The sequence below is a fragment of the Kitasatospora sp. NPDC097643 genome (genome assembly GCF_040302625.1).
Lineage (GTDB): Bacteria > Actinomycetota > Actinomycetes > Streptomycetales > Streptomycetaceae > Kitasatospora.
Genome location: NZ_JBEOSA010000026.1, coordinates 15,020 through 40,778 on the forward strand (window position 1 = coordinate 15,020; position 25,759 = coordinate 40,778).

A 25,759-nucleotide genomic window follows, 5' to 3' on the forward strand; every position below is an offset into this window, starting at 1 on the left:
CTCTCGTGCCGATGCGGGAACCCGTGCGGGCCGCTACGGCGTCCCGCCCTGACTGAACATCATCGTACTGACCGGTCAAAGCTCTTGGCGTACGGAGCGAAGAAGATCCCGGGTCGGCTCGGGGTCGAGGCTGTCGGCGAGCAGGCCCTCCATCGCCTGGCGGTACTCGGCGACCTCGGCGGGCTTGTCGAGGTAGAGCGCGGTGGTGAACTGCTCCAGGTAGACGACGTCGCCGAGTTCGGGTTCGGCGAAGCCGAGCAGGGTGAACGCGCCCGCCTCGGCGCTGAGTCCGGCGGAGCCGAGCGGCAGCACCCGGAACCGGACGTTGGGCAGGTCGCTCAGCTCCAGCAGCCGGTCGATCTGGTTGCGCATCAGTTCGCGGCCGCCCCAGGGCCGGCGCAGCGCGGCCTCGTCGAGGACGGCGAGCAGCCTCGGCGCGCGCTCGGCGGTGAGCAGCGCCTGGCGCTTGAGCCGGACCTCGACCCGCCGTTCGATCTCGGCCGGTTCGGTGACGTGGCCGCCCGCGGCGATGACGGCCCGGGCGTAGTCGGGGGTCTGGAGCAGCCCATGGACGAACTGGACCTCGTAGCCGAAGATCTCGGCGACGGCCTCCTCCAGGCCGACGTAGTTCTGGAACCAGGTGGGCAGCACGTCGCCGTACTCGTGCCACCAGGAGGAGGCGTTGGCGTCCTGGACCAGGCCGAGGACGGTGGCGCGCTCGTGCTCGGACTCGACGCCGTACAGGGTGAGCAGGTCGGCGACGTCGCGCTCCTTGAAGCCGACCCGGCCCAGCTCCATCCGGCTGATCTTGGACTCGGAGGCGCGGATCGAGTACCCGGCCTCCTCGCGGCTGACGCCTCTGGCCTCGCGGAGTTTTCGCAGCTGGGTCCCGAGGAGCAGGCGCCGGACTGTGGCACCACCGCCCGCCTGAGTCGTGCTCATTGCGTCAACCTCCGCACTCGCGCAGCCCCCCGGCCGTCGGCGGCAGTCTGCCATCTGGCACCGACGAACAACAGCCCGTCAGCGGGTGCGTTCCAGCCGGATCAGCGCAGGGACGGCGGCGGCGCTCAGGACGGCCAGGAAGAGCCAGGGCACGGCGGCACCGCGGCCGAGGAGCAGGGTCAGCAGAGCGGGCGCGACGGCCTGGCCGAAGTTCCAGGAGAGCTGGTAGAGGGCCAGGTAGCGGCCGCGGCGGGCCGGGTCGGCGAGCGAGACGCTGAGGTCCGCGGTGAACGGGGTGGCGACGGTCTCGGCCAGGTTGTAGACGAGCATCGCGGTGACCAGTCCGACCGGGACGGCCCAGCCGGGGGCGGCGGCGACCAGGGCGAAGAGGAGGAAGGCGAGCGCGTTGAGGAGCGCGCCGACGGCCACCACCCGGGTGGGGCGCCGGTGTTCGAGCCGGCGGGCGACGGCGCTCTGGGTGAGCACGACCTGGACGCCGTTGAGGACGAGCAGGGCGCCGGCGGTCCAGGCGTCGCGGTGCAGGCCCTCGGTGAGGTACACGGCGAGCAGCATGCCGAGGATCATCGAGGCGAAGACGAAGGTGAGGTTGACGGCGATCAGCAGCAGGTAGCGCCGGTCGCGCAGCACCGCCCGGTACCCGCCGGGGGCGTCCGCCGCGTCCTGCGCCGCGCTGGGGAGGTCCGCCGGTGCCGCCCCCGCGCCGGTCGGCCGCCAGGTGCCCAGCAGGGCCGCCGCGAGGGCGTAGCTGGCCGCGTTGAGCACCACCAGCAGCCGCAGCGCGCCGTTCCCGCCGCCGGCCACCAGGACGGCGCCGAGCGCCCCGCCGAGGCCGAGTCCGGTGTTGCGCAGCGTCTGCACCAGGGCGAACCAGCGCGGCCGCTCCCCCTCGTCGGCGGCGAGGACGACCAGGCCGGTGCTGGCGGTCCAGTAGCCGACGTGCCCGATCTGGGCCAGCAGGCAGACCAGCACGATCTGCCAGGCTTGCTGGGCGCCGAGGAAGCCGAGGTAGGCGAGGGCGGAGAGCGCGTTCCCGGCGGTGGCGACCGGCCGGGCGCCGTACCGGTCGATCAGCGGCCCGACGGCGACGGCGGTGGGCAGGGCGAGCAGCCGCGCGGTGGAGACGGCGGCGCCGACGGCGGCGACGGCGAGGCCGGTGGTGGTGGCGAAGTAGACGAGGGTGAAGGCGAGGATCAGCCCGGTGCCGAGGCTGTCGACGAGGTGGGCGCCGATCAGCCGGGCGCGGCCGGCGGTGGCGGGCAGTCCGAGGCGGTCGCGCAGCGGCGGGCGCGGTTCGGAACGCGGCGGGGAGGGGGTCGCGGTGGTCATGGGTCGAGCCTTCCTGGGATGATCACCGGCGCCCACTGATTCCATCAGGATCGAATCCTCATCGGAGGCGCCCGTGCTGACCTGGGAGTTCTCGGCGCAGGACCTGGCCCGCACCCGGTTCGCCCGTTCCCCGCTCGGCGAGCTGGTGACGAGCGTCGAGGTGCTCAAGGACCCGGGCCGGCACGCCGTGCACCTGCCGTGGGTGCGGGCGGCCCGGCGGCGGCTGGCGGGGGTCGGCTGGGAGCTGCTGTCGGCGCTGGTGCGGCTGCCGACGGTGTACGTGGCGGACTTCCTCACCCCGGTGCCGGACGGCCCGGATCCGACGATCGAGCGGCAGGCGGCCGAGCTGGCCGCCACCGATCCGGCCGTGGTGCGCCGCGACCTGGCCCGGATCGACGGTGAACTCCACCCGCTGGTGGCCCGGTTGGCGCGGGACCCGGAGTCCGGCATGGCCCGGCTGGCGGCCGAGGTGGAGGCGTACTGGGCGGCCGCGATCGCCCCGCACTGGGCGCGGATGCAGCGGCTGACCGACGGCGAGATCCTGCGCCGGGCCCGGCAGATGTCGGCGGGCGGTCCGGCGGCGCTCTTCGCCGACCTGCACCCGCAGGTCGGCTGGGAGCGCGACACGCTGCGGATCGGCCACCGGATCGACGTGCACCGGCGGCTGGACGGCGCGCGCGGGCTGGTGCTGCTGCCGACGGTCTTCGCCTGGCCGGGCGTGTACTCGCAGCAGAACCCGCCCTGGCAGCCCGGTCTGGTCTACCCGCCGCGCGGCGTCGCCACGCTCTGGGAGACCTCGGGCGAGCCGGTCCCGGAGGGGCTGGCCCGGGTCCTCGGCCGCACCCGGGCCCGGCTGCTGGCCGAGCTCGACGCCCCCGCCTCCACCACCGAACTGGCCGCCCGCACCGGCCTGTCCGCCCCGAACCTCTCGCACCACCTGGGCGCCCTGCACGACGCCGGCCTGCTGGCCCGCCACCGCACCGGCCGCACGGTCCTCTACCTGCGCACGGAGGCGGCCGAACTCCTGCTGAACGTCCGGTAGTTGACGCAACCACCCGGGCCACTCGGGCGTCCCACAGACCGTGCTCCGACGACTCCTGATCGCCGCACTGCTGCTCGCCGTCCTCGCCGCCACCGGCGCCGCCGACGACGACCGTCCGCCGCCGCCCCGGGCCGCCGCGTCTCCCGAGGCCTCACCCACCCCGACGCCGACCGCCGAGCTCCCGAGCGCCATGACCACCGTCCCGCCCGGCACCACCGAACCGAGCGGTCCGCTGCTGGAGCGGGCCCGGGCGCTGACGGCGGCCTGGTCCGGCTCCGACACCCAACGCCTCTGGCGGACCGGGTACTTCCCGCGGAGCACCAAGGAGCTGTTCGGACCGGCCGCGGGCTACGACAGCCGGAACGACCGGGAGGCGCTCGCCTACTACCGGTTGGACCTGCCGGCCGAGGCCGTCGAGGTCCCCGCGACCGGCGAGGTGGTCTGGCCGGACGGCTCGCGCGCGACCCTGCCGCTGCTGGACCCGGCGACCGCGCTGCGTTCCCCGTACAGCCGGGACCTGTGCCCGAGCGACCCGTGCGGCCGGCTCACCGTCACCGCCGTCCGGCTGGCCACCCGCCCGCAGCTGACCAGCCGGGGCGAGGCGACGATCCCGGTCTGGGAGCTGACGACCGCCGGCCACGAGACGCCGCTCGCCGTCGCCGCCGTGGCGGCGTCCGAGCCGCGCTTCCTGAGGAACGCCCCGGACTGGCACGGCATCCCGCTGGCGAGCGTCCTGGAATCCGGGTCGACCGAGCAGCGACTCGAAGGGCTGTTCCTGCTGGAGGGCTGCGAGCAGCTGCTGCCGGGCGAGGTGTACGAGACCGCGGAGGTGGTGGTGCTGATCGGCCACATCGCGCCCGCCCGGCGGGCCGGCTGCGAAACGGAGGAATCCCGGACCGTCGTGGGCGCCTTCCGGCTCGCCCGGCCGCTCGGCGACCGCGTCGTCCTCAACCTGGCGCTCTGGACGCCCGAGGTGCTCGACCACTCCTGGCGCCGGTAGGCGTCGCCGGCGCCTGCCCGGACATGCGAGGGCGCCTGCCCCCCAACTGGTCGGGGAAGGGGGCAGACGCCAGAGGACCGCATTGGCCCGGCGACGCTGACGGGTGGAAGCGGGTAACACAACCCGGTGAATGCGGCACCGGGCGGTCAGGGGTCCGGCTCAGACCACCAGCGGGCGGTCGGTGGGCCGGATCGGCGCGGGAAGCGGGGTCTTGCCGCCGAGGTACTTGTCCACCGCGGCGGCGGCCGAACGGCCCTCCGCGATGGCCCAGACGATCAGCGACTGGCCACGGCCGGCGTCGCCGCAGACGTAGACGCCATCGACATTGGTGGCGAACTTCCCGTCCCGGGCGATATTACCGCGTGCGTCGAGGTCCACGCCCAACTGCTCGACCAGACCGTTCTTCACGTCCGTCCCGGTGAAGCCCATGGCCAGGGTGACCAGCTGGGCCGGGATGGTCCGCTCGCTGCCGGGGACGGGCTCGAACCGGCCGTCCTTGAACTCCACCTCGACCAGGTGCAGCTCCTGGACGTTGCCGTCCTCGTCACCGCTGAAGTGGGTGGTGTTGACGGAGTAGATCCGCTCGCCGCCCTCCTCGTGCGCGGAGGTGACCTTGTAGGTCATCGGCATGGTCGGCCAGGGCTGGTGGCCGGGGCGCTCCTCGGACGGCCGCGGCATGATCTCCAGCTGGGTGACCGAGGCCGCGCCCTGGCGGTGGGCGGTGCCGACGCAGTCCGCGCCGGTGTCGCCGCCGCCGATGACGACGACGTGCTTGCCCTTGGCGCTGATCGGCGACTCGACGAAGTCGCCCTCCTGCACCTTGTTGGCCAGCGGCAGGTACTCCATGGCCTGGTGGATGCCCTTGAGCTCGCGCCCGGGCACCGGCAGGTCGCGGGCGGTGGTCGCACCGGCCGCGAGGACGACGGCGTCGAAGCGCTCGCGCAGCTGCTGGCCGGTGATGTCCTCGCCGACGTGCACGCCGGTGCGGAACCGGGTGCCCTCCGCGCGCATCTGCTCGATGCGGCGGTTGATGTGGCGCTTCTCCATCTTGAACTCGGGGATGCCGTAGCGCAGCAGGCCACCGACGCGGTCGGCGCGCTCGTACACCACCACGGTGTGCCCGGCCCGGGTGAGCTGCTGGGCGACGGCCAGGCCGGCCGGGCCGGAGCCGACCACGGCCACCGTCTTGCCGGACAGCCGCTCCGGGACCTGCGGCGTGACGCCGCCGCGGTCCCAGGCCTTGTCGATGATGGTGACCTCGACGTTCTTGATGGTCACCGCGTCCTGGTTGATGCCGAGGACGCACGCCGACTCACAGGGCGCGGGGCAGAGGCGGCCGGTGAACTCCGGGAAGTTGTTGGTCGCGTGCAGCCGCTCGATCGCGCCGACGAAGTCGTCCCGGTAGGCGAGGTCGTTCCACTCGGGGATGAGGTTCCCGAGCGGGCAGCCGTTGTGGCAGAACGGGATGCCGCAGTCCATGCAGCGACCGGCCTGCTTGGTGATGATCGGCAGGAGGCTGCGCTCGACGTAGACCTCGTTCCAGTCCCGCAGACGGACGTCCACGGGACGGCGCTCGGCCAGCTGCTTGGGCGTGGTCAGGAAGCCCTTGGGGTCAGCCATTTGCCGCCTCCATCATCTTGCGAGTGGTCTCGGCCTCGGAGAGGCCATCGCGCTCAGCGGCGTCCTTGGCGGCGAGCACTGCCTTGTAGTCGGTCGGCATGATCTTGGAGAAGCGGGAGACCCCGCCGCCCCAGTCGGCCAGGAGCTCGGCGGCGACGGTGGAGCCGGTCTCCTCGTAGTGCTGCTGCACGGTCTCGCGCAGCCAGTCGCGGTCGTCGGCGGTCGGGGCCTCGATGCCCACCATGCCGTCGTTCACGTTCGCGGGGCGCAGGTCCAGGACGTACGCGATGCCGCCGGACATGCCCGCCGCCAGGTTGCGCCCGGTCTCGCCGAGGATGACGACCCGGCCGCCGGTCATGTACTCCAGGCCGTGGTCGCCCACGCCCTCGACCACCAGGGTGGCCCCGGAGTTGCGGACGGCGAAGCGCTCACCGGCCTTGCCGCGCAGGTGGATCCGGCCCGCGGTGGCGCCGTAGCCGATGGTGTTGCCGGTGATGACGTGGTTCTGCGCGTCGTTGCCGATGGCCGCGGCGTCGCGGGCCGGGCGGACGATCACCACACCGCCGGAGAGGCCCTTGCCGACGTAGTCGTTGGCGTCGCCCTCCAGCCGCAGGGTGATGCCCTTGGGCACGAAGGCGCCGAAGGACTGCCCGGCGGAGCCGGTGAAGGTGACGTCGATCGTCCCCTCCGGCAGGCCCTCGCCGCGGTACCGCTTGGTCACCTCGTGGCCGAGCATGGTGCCGACGGTGCGGTTGACGTTGCGGATCGGCAGCTGGACGCGGACGGCGTCGCCGCGCTCCAGGGCGTCCTCGGCGAGCTCGATCAGCTGGTTGTCCAGCGCCTTGTCCAGCGCGTGGTCCTGCGAGGTGGTGCAGTGGCGGGCGGCACCCTCCGGCAGCGCCGGCACGTGGAACAGCGGGGCCAGGTCGAGCCCGGCGGCCTTCCAGTGGTCGATCGCCGCCTGGGCGTTGATGTGCTCGGCGTGGCCGACGGCCTCCTCGATCGAGCGGAAGCCGAGCTCCGCCAGGATCTCGCGGACCTCCTCGGCGATGAACTCGAAGAAGTTGACCACGAATTCGGGCTTGCCGGAGAACCGCTCGCGCAGCACCGGGTTCTGCGTGGCGACACCGACCGGGCAGGTGTCCAGGTGGCAGACGCGCATCATGATGCAGCCGGAGACGACCAGCGGGGCGGTCGCGAAGCCGAACTCCTCGGCGCCCAGCAGGGCGGCGATGACGACGTCGCGGCCGGTCTTCAGCTGACCGTCCGTCTGGACCACGATGCGGTCGCGCAGCCCGTTGAGCAGCAGGGTCTGCTGGGTCTCGGCGAGGCCGAGCTCCCAGGGGCCGCCCGCGTGCTTCAGCGAGGTGAGCGGCGAGGCGCCGGTGCCGCCGTCGTGCCCGGAGACCAGGACGACGTCCGCGTGCGCCTTGGACACACCGGCCGCGACCGTCCCGACGCCGACCTCGGACACCAGCTTCACGTGGATGCGGGCGGCCGGGTTGGCGTTCTTGAGGTCGTGGATCAGCTGCGCCAGGTCCTCGATCGAGTAGATGTCGTGGTGCGGCGGCGGCGAGATCAGGCCGACACCCGGGGTGGAGTGCCGGGTCTTGGCGACCCACGGGTAGACCTTGTGGCCGGGCAGCTGGCCGCCCTCGCCGGGCTTGGCGCCCTGGGCCATCTTGATCTGGATGTCGTCCGCGTTGACCAGGTACTCGGAGGTGACGCCGAAGCGGCCGGAGGCGACCTGCTTGATCGCCGAGCGGCGCTCCGGGTCGTACAGGCGGTCCGGGTCCTCGCCGCCCTCACCGGTGTTGGACTTGCCGCCGAGGCGGTTCATCGCGATGGCCAGGGTCTCGTGCGCCTCGCGGGAGATCGAGCCGTACGACATGGCGCCGGTGGAGAAGCGCTTGACGATCTCGGAGACCGGCTCGACCTCCTCGACCGGGATCGGCGCGCGGCCGAGGCCGTCCAGCTGGAACAGGCCGCGCAGCGTCATCAGACGGGCGGACTGCTCGTTCACCCGGTCCGTGTACTGCTTGAAGATGTCGTACCGGCGGTTGCGGGTGGAGTGCTGCAACCGGAAGACGGTGTCCGGGTCGAACAGGTGCGGCTCGCCCTCGCGGCGCCACTGGTACTCGCCGCCGATCTCCAGCGCGCGGTGCGCGGCCGGGATGCCGGAGGCCGGGTACGCCTTGGCGTGCCGGGCGGCGGTCTCGCGGGCGATCTCGTCCAGGCCGATGCCGCCGAGCTTGGTGGTGGTGCCGGCGAAGTAGCCGTCCACCAGCTCCTGGGAGAGGCCGATGGCCTCGAAGACCTGGGCTCCGCGATAGGAGGCCACGGTGGAGATGCCCATCTTGGACATGACCTTGAGCACGCCCTTGCCGAGCGCCTTGATCAGGTGCTTGATGGCCTTCTCGGGCTCGACGCCCTGGATGAACACGCCCTGGGCGACCAGGTCCTCGACGGACTCCATCGCCAGGTACGGGTTGACCGCGCCGGCGCCGTAGCCGATCAGCAGCGCGACGTGGTGCACCTCGCGGACGTCACCGGCCTCGACCAGCAGCGACACCTGGGTGCGCTGCTTGGTGCGGATCAGGTGGTGGTGGATCGCCGAGGTGAGCAGCAGCGAGGGGATCGGGGCGTGCTCGGCGTCCGAGTGGCGGTCGGAGAGCACGATGATCCGGGCGCCGTCGGCGATCGCCGCGTCGGCCTCGGCCGCGATCTCGGCGAGCCGGGAGGCCAGGCCCTGGCCGCCGGTGGTGACCTTGTAGAGGCCGGACAGCGTGACGGCCTTGAGGCCGGGCTGGTCGCCGTCGTGGTTGATGTGGACGAGCTTGGCCAGCTCGTCGTTGTCGATCACCGGGAAGGTGATGCCGACCGAGCGGCAGGAGGCGGCCTCGGCGCCCAGCAGGTTGCCCTCGGGGCCGAGGTTGCTCAGCAGCGAGGTGACGAGCTCCTCGCGGATGGCGTCCAGCGGCGGGTTGGTGACCTGCGCGAAGAGCTGCACGAAGTAGTCGAACAGCAGGCGCGGCTTCTCGCTGAGCGCGGCGATCGGCGAGTCGGTGCCCATCGAACCGAGCGCCTCGGCGCCGGTCTTGGCCATCGGCGCGAGGATGACCCGCAGCTCCTCCTCGGTGTAGCCGAAGGTCTGCTGGCGGCGGGTGACCGAGGCGTGGGTGTGCGCGATGTGCTCGCGCTCGGGCAGCTTGGCGAGCTGGATCTGCCCGGCGGCGACCCACTCCTCGTACGGGTGCTCGGCGGCGAGGGCGGACTTGATCTCCTCGTCCTCGACGATCCGGCCCTCGACGGTGTCGACCAGGAACATCTTGCCGGGCTGGAGGCGGCCCTTCTTGGCGATCTTCTCCTGCTCGATGTCGAGCACGCCGACCTCGGAGGAGAGGACGACCAGGCCGTCCTCGGTGATCCAGTAGCGGGCCGGGCGCAGGCCGTTGCGGTCCAGCACGGCGCCGATCTGGGTGCCGTCGGTGAAGGTGACGCAGGCCGGGCCGTCCCAGGGCTCCATCAGGTTGGAGTGGTACTGGTAGAACGCGCGGCGGGCCGGGTCCATGGTGGCGTGGTTCTCCCACGCCTCCGGGATCATCATCAGCACCGAGTGCGGCAGCGAGCGGCCGCCGAGGTGGAGCAGCTCCAGGACCTCGTCGAAGGACGCGGAGTCGGAGTGGTCCGGGGTGCAGATCGGGAAGATCCGGCTCAGGTCGCCAGGGATCCTGTCCGTGGCCAGCTGGGACTCGCGGGCGCGCATCCAGTTGCGGTTGCCCTTGACCGTGTTGATCTCGCCGTTGTGCGCGACGAAGCGGTACGGGTGGGCCAGCGGCCAGCTCGGGAAGGTGTTGGTGGAGAACCGCGAGTGCACCAGGCCGATGGCGGACGCGTAGCTGCGGTCCGACAGGTCGGGGAAGAAGGGCTCCAGCTGGCCGGTGGTCAGCATGCCCTTGTAGACGATGGTGCGCGCGGACAGCGACGGGAAGTACACCCCGGCCTCGCGCTCGGCCCGCTTGCGAACGACGAAGCCGATCCGGTCCAGCTCGATGCCGGCCTTCTCGCCCTGCGAAAGGAAGAGCTGCCGGAACCGCGGCATCACGCTGCGCGCGGTGGCGCCGAGCAGGTCCGGGGTGACCGGGACGTCGCGCCAGCCGAGGACGGTCAGGCCCTCCTCGGCGGCGATGGCCTCGATCTGCGCGACGGCGGCGGCGTCCGCCTCGTCCTCGTCGGGCAGGAAGGCGATGCCGACCGCGTAGGAGCCGGCGGCCGGGAGCTCGAAGCCCACCTTGCCGCGCAGGAAGGCGTCCGGGATCTGGGTGAGGATGCCCGCGCCGTCACCGGAGTCCGGCTCGGCGCCGGTGGCGCCGCGGTGCTCCAGGTTGCGCAGGACGGTCAGCGCCTGGTCGACGACGGTGTGGTCGGCGATGCCGGTCAGCGTGGCGACGAAACCGACGCCACAGGCGTCGTGCTCGTTCCGCGGGTCGTACAGGCCCTGAGCAGCAGGTCGCGCATCCGGAACGAGCGCGTACGGCGCGCGGGCGGCGCCGGCCTGGAGCTCGTTGGCGGAGTGCATGGATGCAGACAGCATCGGCTCTCCCGTCGTCGTCTTTCGGCAAGTTGGTGCAAGTAGGGACGACGTTGGCCCTGATGCGATGGTGCGATTTCGTGCAAGTTACATGATGCCCAAGATCCCGGAAAGCGGGAACATCCGGTCCACATGGCGGACGGATCCGCAGGTCAGCGGGACGTGGGGGGCCTTGGGGGGGACGTGCCACAGTGCACGTCCCGACGATTGTGCCCGCCCGTCCCCGGCCTGAAACAGGGGCGAAACGCCACCGCCACAGAAGCCGATCATGGCCGCCTGGGAATCCATTCCCGAGAGCGGGTCAACGGATGCGAATCTGCGGCCATTGGGCTCGGATGATGAGACTAGGCCAGGCGCCGCGGGACGCCCATGTGTGGAACGTCACGCGGTTCGCAGCATAGTCATGCAGAATCCTGTGTCATCCCACATGCCCGCCGATCAGCCAGCCGAGCAGGTACGTGACCCCGGCCGCCGCCCCGCCCAGCAGCAGCTGCCGCAGCCCGCTGAACCACCAGCTGCGCGCCGTCACCCGGGCCACCACCGCGCCGCACAGGAACAGGCCCGCCATCGACAGCAGCAGCGCCGGCAGCAGCGAGGTCGCCCCCAGCAGGTACGGCAGCAGCGGCAGCAGCGCGCCCACCGCGAAGCAGACGAAGGACGACCCGGCGGCCACCCACGGCGAGGGCAGGTCGTTGGGGTCGATGCCCAGCTCCTCCCGCGCGTGGATCTCCAGCGTCTGGTCCGGGTCCGCCGACAGCTGCCGGGCCACCTCGTGGGCGAGCTCCGGCTCCACCCCGCGGGCGATGTACAGCTGCGCCAGCTCGGCCAGCTCCCCGTGCGGGTTGCGGCGCAGCTCCAGCCGCTCGGCCTCGATCTCGGCCTGCACCAGCTCGGCCTGCGAGGCCACCGAGGTGTACTCCCCCGCCGCCATCGAGCAGGCCCCGGCCGCCAGGCCCGCAAGTCCGGTCAGCACCACCGTGCCGCTGGACACCGAGCCGCCGACCACGCCGGTCATCAGCGCGAAGTTGGAGACCAGGCCGTCCATCGCCCCGAACACGGCGGGCCGCAGCCAGCCGCCGTTGACGTCTCGGTGGTGCCCCGCGGCGGGTATGCGGGGGTGGTTCCCGGCTTCGGGCTCCAGGGTGGTCGTGCTCACGGTCGTCCCCTCCGTTCGATTGGTCTGACTCGAACGTAGACCGGCTGAGCTGGGCATTTCCAGCAAAGTAAGGCTGTCCGAACAGCACTCCGGCCGCCCTGCGCGAGCTTCGCACGGGCGGCCGGAACGGGGTGAACTCCCAGGTCAGGTCAGGTTCTTGGCGTCCTTGCCGGTCTTCTCCGCGGCATCGGGCGCCGGGCTCGCATCCACCTTTTCGTCCGCCTTCCGAGACAGCTCGGCGGTCTCACCGGCCCCGGCGACCTTCTCGGACGGGGTGGCCTTGTCGGTGGGCCCGGCCTCGTCGGCCGCCGCGTCGGCGGCCTCGTGCGCGGCCGGGTCGATGCTCGCCGGGTCCTCCCGGCCGGGCCGCTTCTTCCCGACGATCACCAGGTACGCGACGGCGGAGAGGAACACCGCGATCGCCACCCAGTCGTTCAGCCGCAGGCCGAAGAAGACGTGCGCCTCGTCGATCCGCAGCCACTCGGTCCAGAACCGGCCCACCGTGTACGCGGCCACGTACAGCGCGAACGCCCGGCCGTGGCCCAGCGTGAAGCGCCGGTCCGCCCAGATCACCAGCAGCGCGACGCCGACGCACCAGAGCGACTCGTACAGGAAGGTCGGGTGGTAGACGCCGTCCACGACGGTGCCGTCCGGCAGCACCTTGTGGATCTTCAGGCCCCACGGCAGCGTGGTGTCCCGGCCGTACAGCTCCTGGTTGAAGTAGTTGCCCCAGCGGCCCATCGCCTGCGCGAGCGCGATGCCCGGCGCGATGGCGTCGGCGTAGGCGGGCAGCGGCACGCCCCGGCGCCGGCAGCCGATCCAGGCGCCGACCGCGCCGAACGCGATCGCGCCCCAGATGCCGAGGCCGCCCTCCCAGATCTTGAAGGCGTTCCAGGGGTTCCGGCCGTCCCCGAAGTACAGCTGGTTGTCGGTGATCACGTGGTACAGCCGCCCGCCGACCAGGCCGAACGGCACGGCCCAGACGGCGATGTCACCGACCGTGTGCTTGGCACCGCCCCGGGCGACCCAGCGCTTGCTGCCGAGCCAGACGGCGGCGACGACACCGAGGATGATGCAGAAGGCGTAGGCGCGCAGCGGGACCGGTCCGAGGTACAGGACGCCCCGCGACGGGCTGGGAATGTAGGCGATATCCATGGCAGCTCCGACGCTACAGGGTCGGCGGCCCGCGCCGGACACCCCCGGGGTCTCTATTTGCGCTCGGCCCGCCGAAACCGAACAACGCCCGCCGCCGCCCCCTCCGGACGGGGAGGGGGCGGCGGCGGGCGTCCGGCGACGGGCAGGGCTCAGCCGGCGTTCGGCGACGGGTTGTTGCTCTCCGACGCGGTGCTGGTCGGCGCCGGGGTCTGCCCGTTGGAGCCCGGGGTGCCCAACTGCTTGCCCTGGTTGGCGGCGTCGACCCACTTCGCCAGGTTCGCCGGGGTGATCTCCTCGGTGCCGTTCTTCGGGTAGACCGGCTGGCCGTTGAGCAGCACGGTCGGGGTGGACTTGTAGCTGGACTTGTCGAAGTCCTGCTGCACCGAGGACACCCATCCGCCGTACTTGTTGTCGTTGACGCAGGCCTCGAAGGCGGGCGTGTCCAGGCCGTTGACCTGCTTGGCGAGGTTGATCAGGACGGCCTTGTTGCCGAAGGCGTCGTTGGTCTCGTCCGGCTGGTTGCGGTACAGCACGTCGTGGTAGTCCCGGAAGTGCCCGGCGTCCTGGGCGCAGGCCAGCGCGTTGGCGCCGTACTTGGAGCCCTTGCCCGGCACGGCCCGGTCGATGAACGAGACGATGTGGTAGTTGGTGGTGATCTTGCCGGCGTCCTCCAGCTGGTCGATCGTCGGCGAGAACTCGCGCTCGAACATGCCGCAGGCGGGGCAGCGCGGGTCCTCGTAGACGGTGAGGACGGCGGGCGCGTTGGCCGCCCCGGCCGGGATGACGAGGTTCTTGTCGCCGATGGTGCCGGCCGGGGCGGCGGCCGGCGTCTCCGGCGTGGAGCGCTCGTTCTGCACCACGACGCCGGTGACCACGGCGGCGGCGATCACCGCGAGCACCGAGCCGCCCACGATCAGCTTCTTCCTGCGCCGGGAGGCGGCCTCGTCGGCCGCCCGCTGCTCCAGCATCCGCTCGCGGGCGGTGCGCTTGCCTTCTCGGTTCTTCTCGCTCATTGCCTTGACATCCACGGTCGGGGAGGGCCTTCGTCAGGTGGGAGTGGGGGTGTGGGGGTGCGGGTACGGGCCCCGCCGGTCAGCTCGCCAGCCAGCCGTCCACCGAGAACCTGGTGCGGGGCCGCCAGAGCAGCCACCCGGCCAGCAGCAGGAAGCCGGTGTCGCGCAGGATCTCCTGGAGGTACTCGGTCTGCGAGGCGTCCACGTGCCCACCGCCGCCGAAGCAGCCGCAGTCGATCGAGATGCCGCGCGCCCAGGCGGAGGTGATCCCGGCGATGAAGGCGAGCAGCAGCAGCGCCGAGACGCCCGCGACGATCCGGACGCCGAGACCGATCACCAGCAGCAGGGCGAGCGCCAGCTCCAGGAAGGGCAGGGCGTAGCCGACCGGCTTGACCAGGCCCTCGGGCAGGATCTCGTAGGCGCGGACGGCCTGGGCGGCCTCCGCCGGGTCGGCGATCTTGGCCAGGCCGGCCCAGCCCCAGACCACCGCGAGGCCGAGCCGGGCCGCGAGGCCGACCCACTCCGTCCACACCGGCACCGGCCGCCGCACGGCCGACGGGGAGGCGGGGTCACCGGGCTGGGCTGCCGGGCCGGCCATCAGGGAACCCCCCTTGGGAAACTCGTTCACTTCCTGATGAACCGTAAGGGATGAAGACCGGTTCCTCCATATTCAGGAATTACGCCGTATGGGTGATACCTGATGACGGTGTGTCCGAATACACCCGAACGTCCGTTCCTACCGGCAGCCCGCCGGGCGACCGGGGTCGAGCAGCTCCGCCCGCCCCTCGTGGTGCCGGTGCGCCGCCCGGGCGGCGTCGCCCCACCGGGCCGCCTCGGCACAGGCCGTCGCGGCCCGCTCCGCCCGTTCGGCCGCCCGTTTGGCCAGCGCCTGCCCGACCTCGGGGTGGGCCCCGACGGCGGCGCCGAGCGCCAGCGCGGCGGCCGCCGCCCGCAGCAGGACGGCTCGATGGAGACCCGGCACCGGCTCACCCCTTCGCTCGCTCGGCAACCCCCGTACACCTCGTTCGTGCACTCGTCCCTCCACTCAACGCCGGTCAACCCCGGCTGATGCGTGTGCCCGGCGCGGTTCACCCGTTCGGGGCCCGCACGGCCCCGACGCCGCCCGCTCGACGAGCCGAAGGGCCGCGCCGGTGTCGAAAGGGAGAAGGGCCAAGCCGCCGACGAAGGAGGTGGCGCAGCGCCCGCCGACCGTCGGCACCGGGTCAGGAGCGGCCCGGAGGCGAGTCGAGCGCAAAAAGAGGGGCCCGCCGCCCCCTTACCACAGGAGCGACGGGCCGTCGGGCTCGATCACGCGTCAGTGCCGGCGCACACCCTCCGCCAGCTCGCCCGCGAGGGCGCGGACGGCGGCCAGCGCGGCCGTCTCGTCACCGTCCGCCGCGAGGATCCGCTGGACAAACGCCGAGCCGACGATCACACCGTCCGCGAAGCGCGCCACCTCGGCCGCCTGGTCGGCCGTGGAGACCCCGAGGCCCACGCAGACCGGCAGCTCGGTGGTGGCCCGGGTGCGGGCGACCAGGTCCTCGGCCATCGAGCCGACCGCGGACCGGGTGCCGGTCACACCCATCACGGCCGCCGCGTACACGAACCCGCTGCCCGCCGCGGTGACCTGCGCGAGCCGCTGGTCCTTGCTGCTGGGGGCGACCACGAACACGGTGTCCAGCCCGTGCTCCTCCGCCGCCTTGCGCCACTCCGCGGACTCCTCGACCGGCAGGTCCGGCAGGATGCAGCCCGCACCGCCGGCCGCGGCCAGGTCGGCCGCGAACCGCGCCACCCCGTACCGGTCGACCGGGTTCCAGTACGTCATCACCAGCACCGCCGCCTCGGGGTGCGCGGAGGCGACCTCCTGGACGGTGCGCAGCACGTCCTTGATCCGCACGCCGCCGCGCAGCGCGATGTCGTCGGCGGTCTGGATGACCGCGCCGTCCAGCACCGGGTCGGAGTGCGGCAGGCCGACCTCGACCACGTCGCAGCCGCCCTCGATCAGCGCGTTGACCGCCCGGATGCCGCCGTCGACGGTCGGGAAGCCGGCCGGCAGGTAGCCGATCAGCGCGGCCCGGTCCGCCGCCTTGGCGGCGGCCAGGATCTCCGTGAGCTTCGTCGCCATGGTCAGTTACCCCCGTTGCCCGTGCCGTGGGCCGAACCGGCGCCCGGCTCGTCGTAGAGGCCGAAGTACTCGGCCGCGGTGTGCATGTCCTTGTCGCCGCGCCCGGAGAGGGAGACCAGGATGGTGGCCTCCGGCCCGAGCTCGCGGCCCAGCTCCAGGGCGCCGGCCAGCGCGTGCGCGCTCTCGATGGCCGGGATGATGCCCTCGGTGCGGGACAGCAGCCGCAGTGCCTGCATGGCGGCGTCGTCGGTGACGGGGCGGTACTCGGCCCGTCCGGTGTCCTTCAGCCAGGCGTGCTCCGGGCCGACGCCCGGGTAGTCCAGGCCGGCCGAGATGGAGTGCGACTCGATGGTCTGGCCGTCCTCGTCCTGGAGGACGTAGGTGCGCGAGCCGTGCAGCACGCCCGGGTCGCCCTTGGTGAGGGTGGCCGCGTGCCTGGGGGTGTCGGCGCCCTCGCCGGCCGCCTCGCAGCCGATCAGGCGCACGCCGGCGTCCGGGATGAACTCGTGGAAGATGCCCATCGCGTTGGAGCCGCCGCCGACGCAGGCGACCACGGCGTCGGGCAGCCGCCCGGTGCGGTCGAGCACCTGCTGCCGGGCCTCGACGCCGATGATCCGGTGGAAGTCGCGCACCATCATCGGGAAGGGGTGCGGCCCGGCCACGGTGCCGAACAGGTAGTGGGTCGAGTCGACGTTGGCGACCCAGTCCCGGAACGCCTCGTTGATGGCGTCCTTGAGCGTGCGGCTGCCGGACTTGACGGCCACCACCTCGGCGCCGAGCATCCGCATCCGGGCGACGTTCAGCGCCTGGCGCTGGGTGTCCACCTCGCCCATGTAGATGGTGCAGTCGAAGCCGAACAGCGCGCAGGCGGTGGCGGTGGCCACGCCGTGCTGGCCCGCGCCGGTCTCGGCGATGATCCGGGTCTTGCCCATCCGCTTGGTGAGCAGCGCCTGGCCCAGCACGTTGTTGATCTTGTGCGAGCCGGTGTGGTTGAGGTCCTCGCGCTTGAGCAGGATGCGCGCGCCGCCCGCCTCGGCGGAGAAGCGGTGCACGTCGGTCAGCGGGCTCGGGCGGCCCGTGTAGTCCTTGAGCAGGGCGTCGAGCTCGGCCGTGAAGGCCGGGTCGGCCTTGGCCTTCTCGTACTCCTCGGCGACCTGCTCGACGGCGGCGACCAGCGCCTCGGGGATGAAGCGGCCGCCGTACGCGCCGAAGTAGCCGCGGGCGTCCGGCACCTGGGCGCCGGGCAGGTAGTCCTGGTCGGACGGTTCGGACATGGTGGAGTCCTTCTGGAATTCGGAGGATGACGACAGTGACGTCTGAACGGCCTTGTCAGCCGTACGTCCTGCGCCATCGCCGACCAGGCACCTGCCCGGGCTCGCAGCCGATCACGTACCGCACCCGACGCCCCAGCACCCGGCGGGCGGGCGCGCGGCAGCCGCGCGGGCGGCAGCCGGGGGCGAGGCGGGTGGCGATCTTCATGGTCGGCGGATCAGTCCTTGTGCCGAACGGCGGGGTGGGCCCCGGCGGCGACCAGGTCGGCCACCGCGGCGCGCGGGTCCTTGCCGGTCACCAGGGACTCGCCGACCAGCACCGCGTCGGCGCCGAGGTTGGCGTACGAGATGACGTCCAGCGGGCCGCGCACACCGGACTCGGCGACCTTGACGACACCGTCCGGGATGGCGTGGACGACGTTGCCGAAGGTGTTGCGGTCCACCTCGAGGGTCTTGAGGTTGCGGGCGTTGACGCCGATGATCCGCGCCCCGGCGTCCACCGCGCGCTTGATCTCCTCCTCGTCGTGCACCTCGACCAGCGGGGTGAGGCCGATCGACTCGGCGCGCTCGATCAGCGACACCAGGGCCGGCTGGTCGAGGGCCGCGACGATCAGCAGCGCGAGGTCGGCGCCGTGCGCCCGGGCCTCCCACAGCTGGTACGCGGTGACGATGAAGTCCTTGCGCAGCAGCGGGGTGTCCACCGCCGCGCGGACGGAGTCCAGGTCGGCCAGCGACCCGCCGAAGCGGCGCTGCTCGGTCAGCACGCTGATCGCGGCGGCACCGCCGGCCGCGTAGTCGCGGGCCAGGGCGGCCGGATCGGCGATCGCGGCCAGGGCGCCCTTGGACGGGCTGGAGCGCTTCACCTCGCAGATCACCCGGACCCCGTCGCCCTTGAGGGCGGCGACGCCGTCCTTGGCCTCCGGAGCCTTGGTGGCGAGCTCCTTGAGCTCGTCCAGGGAGACCCGGGCCTGCCGCTCGGCGAGGTCCTCGCGGACCCCCTCGATGATCGTGTCGAGCACACTCACTCGAGTTGCCCCCTATATTTCTGCTAGTTCGCTAGCGACGAGCCGTCCGGGCAAGGGCCCGGCGGCTCTTCGATGGTATCGGCACGCGGGGGCGCGGGGCGCATCCACCCGGCGCGCGTCTCGCGGACCGGACGCCCCCTGCGGCGGCCCTCAGCTGCGCCTTCACCGTTCGTCCACTGATCCCGTAGTCGGCCGCCGATCCGGTGGGCGGCCGCCCGGCTCAGACCAGCGGCGGTGCCAGCCCGGCCCCCACCGGCAGGTTCCGCACCACCGCGAACACCAGCACCAGCAGCGCGATCAGCGCCCAGCGCCGGGCCCCGACGACGAGCCGGGGCGGCGCTCCCCCGGTCAGCGCGGCCCAGCCCCAGCGCAGCCAGAGCACCGCCAGCACGCCGAACAGCAGCACCGCGACCGCGTTGTCGTGCAACGCGCCGGTGAGGTCCCCGTGGGCCAGCGCGTGAACGCAGCGCAGGCCGCCGCAGCCCGGGCACCACCAGCCGGTGGCGGCCAGGAACGGGCAGTCCGGGTAGTGCCCGGGGGCGTTCGGGTCGACCGCGGCGACGTACACCGAGGGGACGGCCACCGCGGTCAGCGCGGCCAGCGGCGGCACCAGCCGGCGCAGCACGGGCGGCGGGGCGGAGGCGGTGGGGGCGGCGTTCACGCCCCGATTCTGCCCGGCACGGGCCCGGACAGAACGAAACGGCGGGCGTGGCGCGCCCGCCGTTCAGCTGTGCGAAAAGACCGTCGTCAGGCGGTGACGGCGGCGGCGGCACCCTTGCGGGCCGCGAGCGCCTCGGCCTGCTCCTTGGCGTCCTTGTAGACGTGCGGGCTCGGCTGCTTGCCCATGCCGGCCATCGACATGGCCACGCCGACCACGCCGCCGACCAGGACGACCGCCAGGCCGGCGCAGACCAGCAGCACCGACGGGAGGATCATGGCCACACCCGCGATCCCGAAACCGATGAACGTGATGGTCACGCCGGTCCAGGCGGCGGGGGTGTGACCGTGTGCTGCTGCTGCCACTGTGGTGCTCCTAGGCTCTCGGGGCCCGGCCGGGCCTGCGGGGCCGCCGGCGGGTTGACGCCTCCCATTGTGCCGGGCCGTACACGCGCGCCCCAAAGCGGGTGCCGGGTCTATCGCGTCACATCCGGGACGTCCGCACGGCTGACCGGTCCGACCGGTCAGACCGCGGTCGGGTCCTCGCCCCGGTCCAGCGCCTTCCACAGGTCCGCCGGGGTCTCCGCCTTCGCCGGGGCCTTGCCGGTGGGCGCCTCGTAGCGGCTGCCCATGGCCGGCCAGCTCCGACCGAAGCGCAGCGTCAGCAGCCCGGCGAGCGCCAGCAGCAGCCCGCCGGCCAACGCCACCCAGGGCCAACCGGTGTGGCCGACCTCGGTGGCCGCCGAGCCGGACAGCGCCAGCTTGCGGGCTGCCTCGGCGTCCAGCGCGGCGGTGTCACCGGCCCCGGCGACCGCGGCGGCGGCCGCGCCGAGCCCGGCCAGCAGGGTCAGCGCGCCCACCGCGAGTCGGCCGACGCCCCGCACCGCGAACACCGCGACGGCCGCGGCCAGCCCCACCAGGGCCAGCCCGCCGGGCAGTTCGGAGATCCGGCCACCGGTGACGGACACCGCCAGGGTGCCGGCCCTGCCCTCGGCCCAGACCCGGCCGGCCGCGGTCAGCACCAGGACGGCGCTCAGCACGGTCAGCAGCAGCATCACGAGGAGCGTCCGGCGGCCCGACGCGGGGGCCGACGGGGCGGGGGCGGTGGTCTGGTCTGGAGCGCTCACCCGTCCACTATCCCCCGTCCGCCGCCCGGCCCCGTACCCGGGGTGGGCGCCCCGGGCGGGAACTCGTCGGTCCGCAGCACCAGGGTCCGCCCGCCGGCCGGCAGGAACAGGTCGTTGCCGAACGGCACCCGCTCGGCCTCCCGGTACGCCCCGCCCGGCGAGGGCGCGGTGTGCACGGTGCAGACCCGCACGGCCGGGTCGACCAGCACGTAGAGCGGCACACCGCCCTCCGCGCAGACCCGCGCCCAGACGTGGCCGCGGCCCGGCCGCGCCACCTCCAGCACCACCTCGACGTCGGCCGCGCGGTACCGGCCCCCGGCGTCGCGCCCGGCGTCCGGGGCGAGCACCACCAGGTCCGGGGCTCGCCCCTCGGGCGCGCCCGGGAGGTCGACCGGCACGCCGGACAGCACCCGGCCCCGGCCCGCCAGCTGCTCCCGGAGCTGCACCGAGGAGCTGAGCACGACCTCCCACCGCAGCTCGTCGTGCGGCAACTCGGACATCCCGGCCGCCTCCTTTACGAGAGTCCCGGTGTGACGGGGTTCCGGTGTGACGAGGGTTCCGGCGTCACGAGGGTTCCGGCGCTACGAGAGTTCCGGCGTCCGCAGCGTATTGGCGGTGGCGACGGCCCGCAGCACGGCGGCCGCCTTGTTGCGGCACTCGGTGTCCTCGCCGTGCGGGTCGGAGTCGGCCACCACGCCCGCGCCGGCCTGCACGTAGGCGGTGCCGTCGCGCAGCACGGCCGTCCGGATGGCGATCGCGGTGTCGGAGTCGCCGGCGAAGTCCAGGTAGCCGACGCAGCCGCCGTACAGGCCGCGGCGGGTCGGCTCCAGCTCCTCGATGATCCGCATCGCGCGCGGCTTGGGCGCGCCGGAGAGCGTGCCGGCCGGGAAGCAGGCGGTCAGCACGTCGAAGGCGGTCCGTCCGGGCGCCACCGTGCCGGTCACGGTGGAGACGATGTGCATGACGTGGCTGTACCGCTCGATCTGCATGAAGTCGACCACCTCGACGCTGCCCGGCTCGCAGACCCGGCCGAGGTCGTTGCGGCCGAGGTCGACCAGCATCAGGTGCTCGGCCCGCTCCTTGGGGTCGGCCAGCAGTTCGGCGGCCAGCGCCGCGTCCTCGTGCGGGGTGGCGCCCCGGTGCCGGGTGCCGGCGATCGGGTGCAGCATCGCCTCGCCGTCGGTGACCTTGACCAGCGCCTCCGGGCTGGAGCCGACCACGTCGAAGCCGCCCTCGGCGGTGCCGTCCGGGCCCGGGAAGCGGAACAGGTACATGTACGGGCTGGGGTTGGTGGTGCGCAGCACGCGGTAGACGTCCAGCGCGGAGGCCGGGCAGGGCGCCTCGAAGCGCTGCGAGGGGACGACCTGGAAGGCCTCGCCGGCCCGGATCCGCTCCTTGATCTCCTCCACCGCGGCCCGGTAGGGCGCGCCGCCGAACGGGGAGTGCACCGCGCCGGGGCCGGCCGGGGTGAAGGTGGCCAGGCCCGGGTCGACCGGCTTGAGCAGGTCCGCCTCCATCGCGTCCAGCCGGGCCACCGCGTCCGCGTAGGCCTCGTCCACGCCACTGGCCAGGTCGTTGTGGTTGACGGCGTTGGCGATCAGCAGCACCGTGCCGTCGGCGTGGTCGAGCACGGCCAGGTCGGTGGCCAGCAGCATGGTCAGCTCGGGGAGCTTCAGCTCGTCCGGGTTGAGGTCGGGCAGCTTCTCCAGCCGGCGGACGACGTCGTAGCCGAGGTAGCCGACCAGGCCACCGGTGAGCGGGGGCAGGCCGTCGTCGGTGTGCCGCGGGGTGTGCAGCGCCTCCAGGGCGGCGCGCAGCACCTGCAACGGGTCACCCGACGTGGGGATGCCGACCGGCGGGGTGCCCAGCCAGCGGGCGTCGCCGTCCGGGCCGGCGGTGAGGGTGGCGGCGCTGCGGACCCCGACGAAGGAGTAGCGCGACCAGCTGCGGCCCTGCTCGGCGGACTCCAGCAGGAAGGTGCCGGGCCGCTCGGCGGCGAGGCTGCGGTAGAGGCCGATCGGGGTGAGACCGTCCGCGAGGAGCCTGCGGGTGACCGGGATGACCCGGGTGTCGACGGCGAGCTTGCGGAAGGCTGCGAGATCCATGGTGCGGCGACCTTCGGGAGTTCAGGGGTTCGGGAGTTCGGGAGTTCCGGTGGGGGGGTGGGTCAGGCGAGCGGGAGCACGTCGGCGTCGAAGCAGGTGCGGTCACCGGTGTGGCAGGCCGCGCCGGTCTGGTCGACCTTCACCAGCAGGGTGTCGCCGTCGCAGTCCAGCGCCACCGACTTGACCGCCTGGACGTGCCCCGAGGTGTCGCCCTTCACCCAGTACTCGCGGCGGCTACGGCTCCAGTAGGTGCAGCGGCCGGTGGTGAGCGTGCGGTGCAGCGCCTCGTCGTCCATCCAGCCGAGCATCAGCACCTCGCCGGTGTCGTACTGCTGCGCGATGGCCGGGAGCAGGCCGTCCTCGGTGCGCTTCAGGCGGGCGGCGATCTCGGGGGCCAGGGCGGTGCTGCCGGGGGCGGCGGGTGTGGTGGACATGGGGCCATTGTGTCAGTTCGGGCGCCCCTCCCCGGCTCGCCGCGGCACTGCTCCGGATCACCGCTCCCGCGTCACCGCTCCACACCCCGCTCGCAGCCCACCGGCCAGATCCGGTGGACGAACAGCCCGGCCGCGTGGGCGAGTCCGGCGACCCGGGCCGGCTCGCTGCCCGGTTCACCGTCCCAGACCGCGATCAGCTCGTCGATCATGCCGACCAGGGCGCGCCCGGTGTCGTCACCGAGGCCGCCACGGTCGGCGGCGGCGAGCCGGTGGACGGCGTTCGCCTCGTTCATCAACCGCAGCCTGGTACCCCGGTGGTGGTCGTCGGCACGGCCGACCACCGGCGCACCCGCCGGGACGATGACCTCCAACTTGCCGCCGTGCTCCAGGACGGACCGGGCGAACCAGCTCTCCGGACCCTCGTCGACACAGCTGACACCGACCAGCTCGTACGAGCCGTAGGTGATGACCAGCCGCCACAGCTCCCCGCGGACCAGCATCTCGGTGATGCCGCCCGACAGGCCCTGGTGACCGGTGATTCCGACGCGCATTCCCAACTCCCGGGATCGTGTCGTGCCGCCGGGAGCCTATCCGACCCGCCCCTGCTCCCCTCCCTGCTCCTCTCCTCCCATCGACGAGTTCGGCCAACCGCCTGCCGGGCGGGCCCGGCGTGGGCCATCCTCGTGGCCATGACGTCCGAGCAGCCGCAGCCGCCCGCAGCCGCCGAATCCCGTCCGTCCCGGGGCCTGGTCCTCACCGTCGCGGCGGTGCTGGCCGTACTGCTCGCGGTGGTGGCCACGGTGCTGCTCTGGCCGGAGGAGAAGAAGCCGGCCGCCGCGCCGCCGCCGCCGACCCCCACGGCCACTCCCACCCCGACCCCGACACCCACCCCCACGCCGACGCCCACCCCCACCCCGAAGCCGCCGTACGTCTTCTTCCCGGTCGGCACCTGCTTCGACCACCCGCAGCTCAGCCCGACGATCATCAAGGCCGAGGAACGCCCCTGCACCGGCGAGCACGACGGCGAGGTCATCGCCAACCCGAAGCTCCCCGACGGGATCGCCGGCGACCTCGCGATCTCCCTGGCGATGCGGGACGGCTGCAAGGAGGCGGAGAAGGCCGCCAAGGCCCGGCAGACCGACGGAAAGACCTACTACGTCCGGCAGTTCGGCCCGACCAAGGCCGGCTACGAGCAGGGCTGGCGGGACTTCACCTGCTCCCTGACGGCCAGCGAGAAACAGGGCGGCCCCAAGCTCACCGGCCACCTCCAGTGACGGGCCCGACCCCGCTCTAGGGTGGCGACATGTCGAACCACGCCCTCGCCGAACGCCACCGCCTCGCCGAACTCCTGGCCGCCGCCGGGCCGGACGCCCCTACCCTCTGCGCCGGGTGGACCACCCGCGACCTCGCCGCCCACCTCGTCATCCGCGAGCGCCGGGCCGACGCGGCCGCCGGCATCCGGATCGACGCCCTGGCCGGCTGGACCCAGCGCGTGCAGTCCGCCTACGCCGAGCGCCCGTACGAGGAGCTCCTCAAGCTGTTCCGCTCCGGCCCCCCGGTGTTCTCCTTCTTCGCCCTGCCCGGCGCCGACGAAGCGGCCAACACCGTCGAGTACTTCGTCCACGCCGAGGACGTCCGCCGCGCGGCCAAGGACTGGACCCCGCAACCCCTCCCGCCCGGCCGCGCCGAAGCCCTGTGGCGCCGACTCCCCCTCCTCGCCCGCCTGGAAGCCGGCCGCCGCTCCCCCGTCCGCCTGACCCTCTGCCACCCCGACGGCCGCTCCCTCACCATCGGCCCCGCCGGCACCCCCACCGTCCGCCTCACCGGCGACCCCAGCGAACTCATCCTCTTCACCTACGGCCGCGGCACCCACACCACCCTCACCACCGACGGCCCCGAGGACGCCCTCGAAGCCCTCCGCCACGTCCTGCCGCTGCCCTAGAACAACACTAGAAAAGGTGGGTGTCGGCTCCTCGACATGCCGAGGAGCCGACACCCGAACAAAAATTACGACGCCCCCTCGGTGGAGGCGATGCAGCCCAACCTGGACGCCAGGCTCAAGAGCTGACGGACTTTCGACACGAGGGCCGTGTGGGCGGCTGTCACTTCGGCACCTCGCTGCGCGAACCGGCCAGGTTCAACGCTCAGCAGCCGTCGCCGGATTCGCCACAACTGATCGCGACGATCCGCCGGATCCTCTGAATCCGCAAACTCGGCCGTGTCCCGGCTGCGGATGTCAGTGCCCGGGTGCAGACTCGCTTGTGGCCGGGAAGGGGGCGTGTGCGCGCCTTGGGGGGAGCCGTCCCGGTCAGCACTTCCGCTGAAGGAGCACCACTTCATGCTCACCACCGATTTCCCCATCGGCTCGCCCTGCTGGATCGACCTCGGCAGCCCGGACGTGAACGCCACCGTCGAGTTCTACGGCAGGGTCTTCGGCTGGACGTTCCAGTCCGCCGGCCCGGAGGCGGGCGGGTACGGCTTCCTCCAGGCGAACGGCAAGACGGTCGCCGCCGTCGGTCCGCTGACCGAGCAGGGGGCACAGTCCGCCTGGACGACGTACTTCCGGACGGCCGACGCCGACGCCACCGCCAAGGCGGTCAAGAACGTCGGCGGCACCGTCCGGGTCCCGCCGATGGACGTGATGGACGCCGGGCGGATGGCGCAGCTGACCGACCCGCAGGGGGCCCAGTTCGCGATCTGGCAGGCCGGGACGGTCAAGGGCCTGGACGTGGTGTCCGAGGACAACGCGCTGGTCTGGACGGAGTTGCACGCCGCCGACCAGAACGCGGCCCGCGACTTCTACGGGTCGGTGTTCGGCTGGCGCGCCGAGCCGTTCCCCGCGCCGGGCATCACGTACCTGGTGCTGTCCCCCGCCGAGGGTGACCAGCAGGCCACGTCCTTCGGCGGCATCGCCCCGGTCATGGCGGAGGGGCAGTCGCCGTCCTGGACGCCGTACTTCGCCACCGAGGTGGTGGACGAGCTGGTCACCAAGGCGCAGGCGGCCGGCGGCACGGTGCTGATGCCGGCCACGGACATGCCGGGCGTCGGCCGGATCGCCTGGCTGGCGGACCCGAACGGCGCGCCGTTCGCGCTGATCAAGGGTGAGCCGCGCGAACAGTCCTGAGCAAGCGGGAGGGCCCGCCGTCACC

At 72.9% G+C, this 25,759-nt stretch carries 25 protein-coding genes; 5 read left to right on the forward strand and 20 right to left on the reverse strand.

Going from position 1 to position 25,759, the window contains the following annotated elements:
- Positions 1-75: 75 nt before the first annotated feature.
- Together ABTY15_RS18310 and ABTY15_RS18315 are read right to left on the reverse strand one after the other, a co-directional pair.
- On the reverse strand, positions 76-942 hold the full coding sequence (locus ABTY15_RS18310; RefSeq protein ID WP_350590516.1) for a Sco1979 family transcriptional regulator: 867 nt from the start codon (positions 940-942) through the stop codon (positions 76-78).
- Positions 943-1,020: 78 nt separating this feature from the next.
- On the reverse strand, positions 1,021-2,289 hold the full coding sequence (locus ABTY15_RS18315; RefSeq protein ID WP_350590528.1) for an MFS transporter: 1,269 nt from the start codon (positions 2,287-2,289) through the stop codon (positions 1,021-1,023).
- A gap of 73 nt (positions 2,290-2,362) precedes the next feature.
- Here ABTY15_RS18315 and ABTY15_RS18320 point away from each other — a divergent pair, with 73 nt between their 5' ends.
- Entirely contained in the window at positions 2,363-3,331 is a 969-nt protein-coding gene (locus tag ABTY15_RS18320) for an ArsR/SmtB family transcription factor (protein ID WP_350590543.1), read from the forward strand.
- A gap of 40 nt (positions 3,332-3,371) precedes the next feature.
- Positions 3,372-4,331 carry a hypothetical protein gene (locus tag ABTY15_RS18325; RefSeq protein WP_350590549.1) on the forward strand — a complete coding sequence of 320 codons (960 nt, stop codon included), beginning with the start codon at positions 3,372-3,374 and terminating at the stop codon, positions 4,329-4,331.
- Between the two features lie 159 nt (positions 4,332-4,490).
- Here ABTY15_RS18325 and ABTY15_RS18330 read toward each other — a convergent pair whose 3' ends face one another.
- The 18 genes from ABTY15_RS18330 to ABTY15_RS18415 all read right to left on the reverse strand — a co-directional run bounded on the left by ABTY15_RS18330 (position 4,491) and on the right by ABTY15_RS18415 (position 23,161).
- The gene (locus tag ABTY15_RS18330; protein WP_350590555.1) at positions 4,491-5,951 is read right to left on the reverse strand and encodes a glutamate synthase subunit beta; all 1,461 of its coding nucleotides are present in this window, start codon (positions 5,949-5,951) and stop codon (positions 4,491-4,493) included.
- Positions 5,944-10,545: a glutamate synthase large subunit gene (gltB, locus tag ABTY15_RS18335; RefSeq protein WP_350590563.1), complete on the reverse strand. Its 4,602-nt coding sequence runs from the start codon at positions 10,543-10,545 to the stop codon at positions 5,944-5,946. The genes ABTY15_RS18330 and gltB overlap by 8 nt, the downstream gene beginning before the upstream one ends.
- A gap of 415 nt (positions 10,546-10,960) precedes the next feature.
- Positions 10,961-11,698, reverse strand: a complete 738-nt coding sequence (locus tag ABTY15_RS18340; RefSeq protein WP_502893531.1) for a VIT1/CCC1 transporter family protein — start codon at positions 11,696-11,698, stop codon at positions 10,961-10,963.
- A gap of 144 nt (positions 11,699-11,842) precedes the next feature.
- Positions 11,843-12,853 carry a prolipoprotein diacylglyceryl transferase gene (gene lgt, locus ABTY15_RS18345; RefSeq protein WP_350590583.1) on the reverse strand — a complete coding sequence of 337 codons (1,011 nt, stop codon included), beginning with the start codon at positions 12,851-12,853 and terminating at the stop codon, positions 11,843-11,845.
- 149 nt (positions 12,854-13,002) lie between these two features.
- Entirely contained in the window at positions 13,003-13,866 is an 864-nt protein-coding gene (locus tag ABTY15_RS18350) for a DsbA family protein (protein ID WP_350590587.1), read from the reverse strand.
- 79 nt (positions 13,867-13,945) lie between these two features.
- Positions 13,946-14,464, reverse strand: coding sequence for a MauE/DoxX family redox-associated membrane protein (locus ABTY15_RS18355; protein WP_350590594.1), 519 nt, complete (start codon positions 14,462-14,464; stop codon positions 13,946-13,948).
- Between the two features lie 138 nt (positions 14,465-14,602).
- Positions 14,603-14,848, reverse strand: coding sequence for a hypothetical protein (locus ABTY15_RS18360; RefSeq protein WP_350590598.1), 246 nt, complete (start codon positions 14,846-14,848; stop codon positions 14,603-14,605).
- Between the two features lie 333 nt (positions 14,849-15,181).
- Positions 15,182-15,991: a tryptophan synthase subunit alpha gene (gene trpA, locus ABTY15_RS18365; RefSeq protein WP_350590601.1), complete on the reverse strand. Its 810-nt coding sequence runs from the start codon at positions 15,989-15,991 to the stop codon at positions 15,182-15,184.
- 2 nt (positions 15,992-15,993) lie between these two features.
- Positions 15,994-17,265, reverse strand: a complete 1,272-nt coding sequence (trpB, locus tag ABTY15_RS18370) for a tryptophan synthase subunit beta (protein ID WP_350590606.1) — start codon at positions 17,263-17,265, stop codon at positions 15,994-15,996.
- Positions 17,266-17,320: 55 nt separating this feature from the next.
- Complete coding sequence (gene trpM, locus ABTY15_RS18375; protein ID WP_350590608.1) at positions 17,321-17,470, reverse strand: tryptophan biosynthesis modulator TrpM; 150 nt, start codon at positions 17,468-17,470, stop codon at positions 17,321-17,323.
- A gap of 10 nt (positions 17,471-17,480) precedes the next feature.
- Positions 17,481-18,287 carry an indole-3-glycerol phosphate synthase TrpC gene (trpC, locus tag ABTY15_RS18380; RefSeq protein ID WP_350590616.1) on the reverse strand — a complete coding sequence of 269 codons (807 nt, stop codon included), beginning with the start codon at positions 18,285-18,287 and terminating at the stop codon, positions 17,481-17,483.
- A 220-nt stretch (positions 18,288-18,507) separates the two neighbouring features.
- Positions 18,508-18,948 (reverse strand): DUF2752 domain-containing protein, encoded by a 441-nt coding sequence (locus ABTY15_RS18385; RefSeq protein ID WP_350590622.1) that lies wholly within the window; start codon positions 18,946-18,948, stop codon positions 18,508-18,510.
- Between the two features lie 86 nt (positions 18,949-19,034).
- Positions 19,035-19,310 carry an HGxxPAAW family protein gene (locus tag ABTY15_RS18390; RefSeq protein WP_350590626.1) on the reverse strand — a complete coding sequence of 92 codons (276 nt, stop codon included), beginning with the start codon at positions 19,308-19,310 and terminating at the stop codon, positions 19,035-19,037.
- A gap of 158 nt (positions 19,311-19,468) precedes the next feature.
- Positions 19,469-20,071 carry a TIGR02234 family membrane protein gene (locus tag ABTY15_RS18395; RefSeq protein WP_350590628.1) on the reverse strand — a complete coding sequence of 201 codons (603 nt, stop codon included), beginning with the start codon at positions 20,069-20,071 and terminating at the stop codon, positions 19,469-19,471.
- Positions 20,068-20,571, reverse strand: coding sequence for a Uma2 family endonuclease (locus tag ABTY15_RS18400; RefSeq protein WP_350590635.1), 504 nt, complete (start codon positions 20,569-20,571; stop codon positions 20,068-20,070). Before ABTY15_RS18400 ends, ABTY15_RS18395 begins: the two co-directional genes overlap by 4 nt.
- Before the next feature lie 81 nt (positions 20,572-20,652).
- On the reverse strand, positions 20,653-22,176 hold the full coding sequence (locus tag ABTY15_RS18405; protein WP_350590641.1) for an anthranilate synthase component I: 1,524 nt from the start codon (positions 22,174-22,176) through the stop codon (positions 20,653-20,655).
- Between the two features lie 62 nt (positions 22,177-22,238).
- Complete coding sequence (hisI, locus tag ABTY15_RS18410; protein ID WP_350590645.1) at positions 22,239-22,610, reverse strand: phosphoribosyl-AMP cyclohydrolase; 372 nt, start codon at positions 22,608-22,610, stop codon at positions 22,239-22,241.
- Positions 22,611-22,681: 71 nt separating this feature from the next.
- A complete protein-coding gene (locus ABTY15_RS18415; protein WP_350590649.1) occupies positions 22,682-23,161 on the reverse strand; it encodes a hypothetical protein in 480 nt (159 codons plus the stop codon).
- A 138-nt stretch (positions 23,162-23,299) separates the two neighbouring features.
- On the opposite strand from ABTY15_RS18415, the gene ABTY15_RS18420 reads away from it, so the two are divergent.
- The 3 genes from ABTY15_RS18420 to ABTY15_RS18430 all read left to right on the forward strand — a co-directional run bounded on the left by ABTY15_RS18420 (position 23,300) and on the right by ABTY15_RS18430 (position 25,734).
- Positions 23,300-23,884 (forward strand): hypothetical protein, encoded by a 585-nt coding sequence (locus ABTY15_RS18420; protein WP_350590654.1) that lies wholly within the window; start codon positions 23,300-23,302, stop codon positions 23,882-23,884.
- Between the two features lie 29 nt (positions 23,885-23,913).
- On the forward strand, positions 23,914-24,552 hold the full coding sequence (locus tag ABTY15_RS18425) for a TIGR03085 family metal-binding protein (RefSeq protein WP_350590655.1): 639 nt from the start codon (positions 23,914-23,916) through the stop codon (positions 24,550-24,552).
- A gap of 396 nt (positions 24,553-24,948) precedes the next feature.
- A complete protein-coding gene (locus ABTY15_RS18430; RefSeq protein WP_350590660.1) occupies positions 24,949-25,734 on the forward strand; it encodes a VOC family protein in 786 nt (261 codons plus the stop codon).
- Positions 25,735-25,759: the final 25 nt, after the last annotated feature.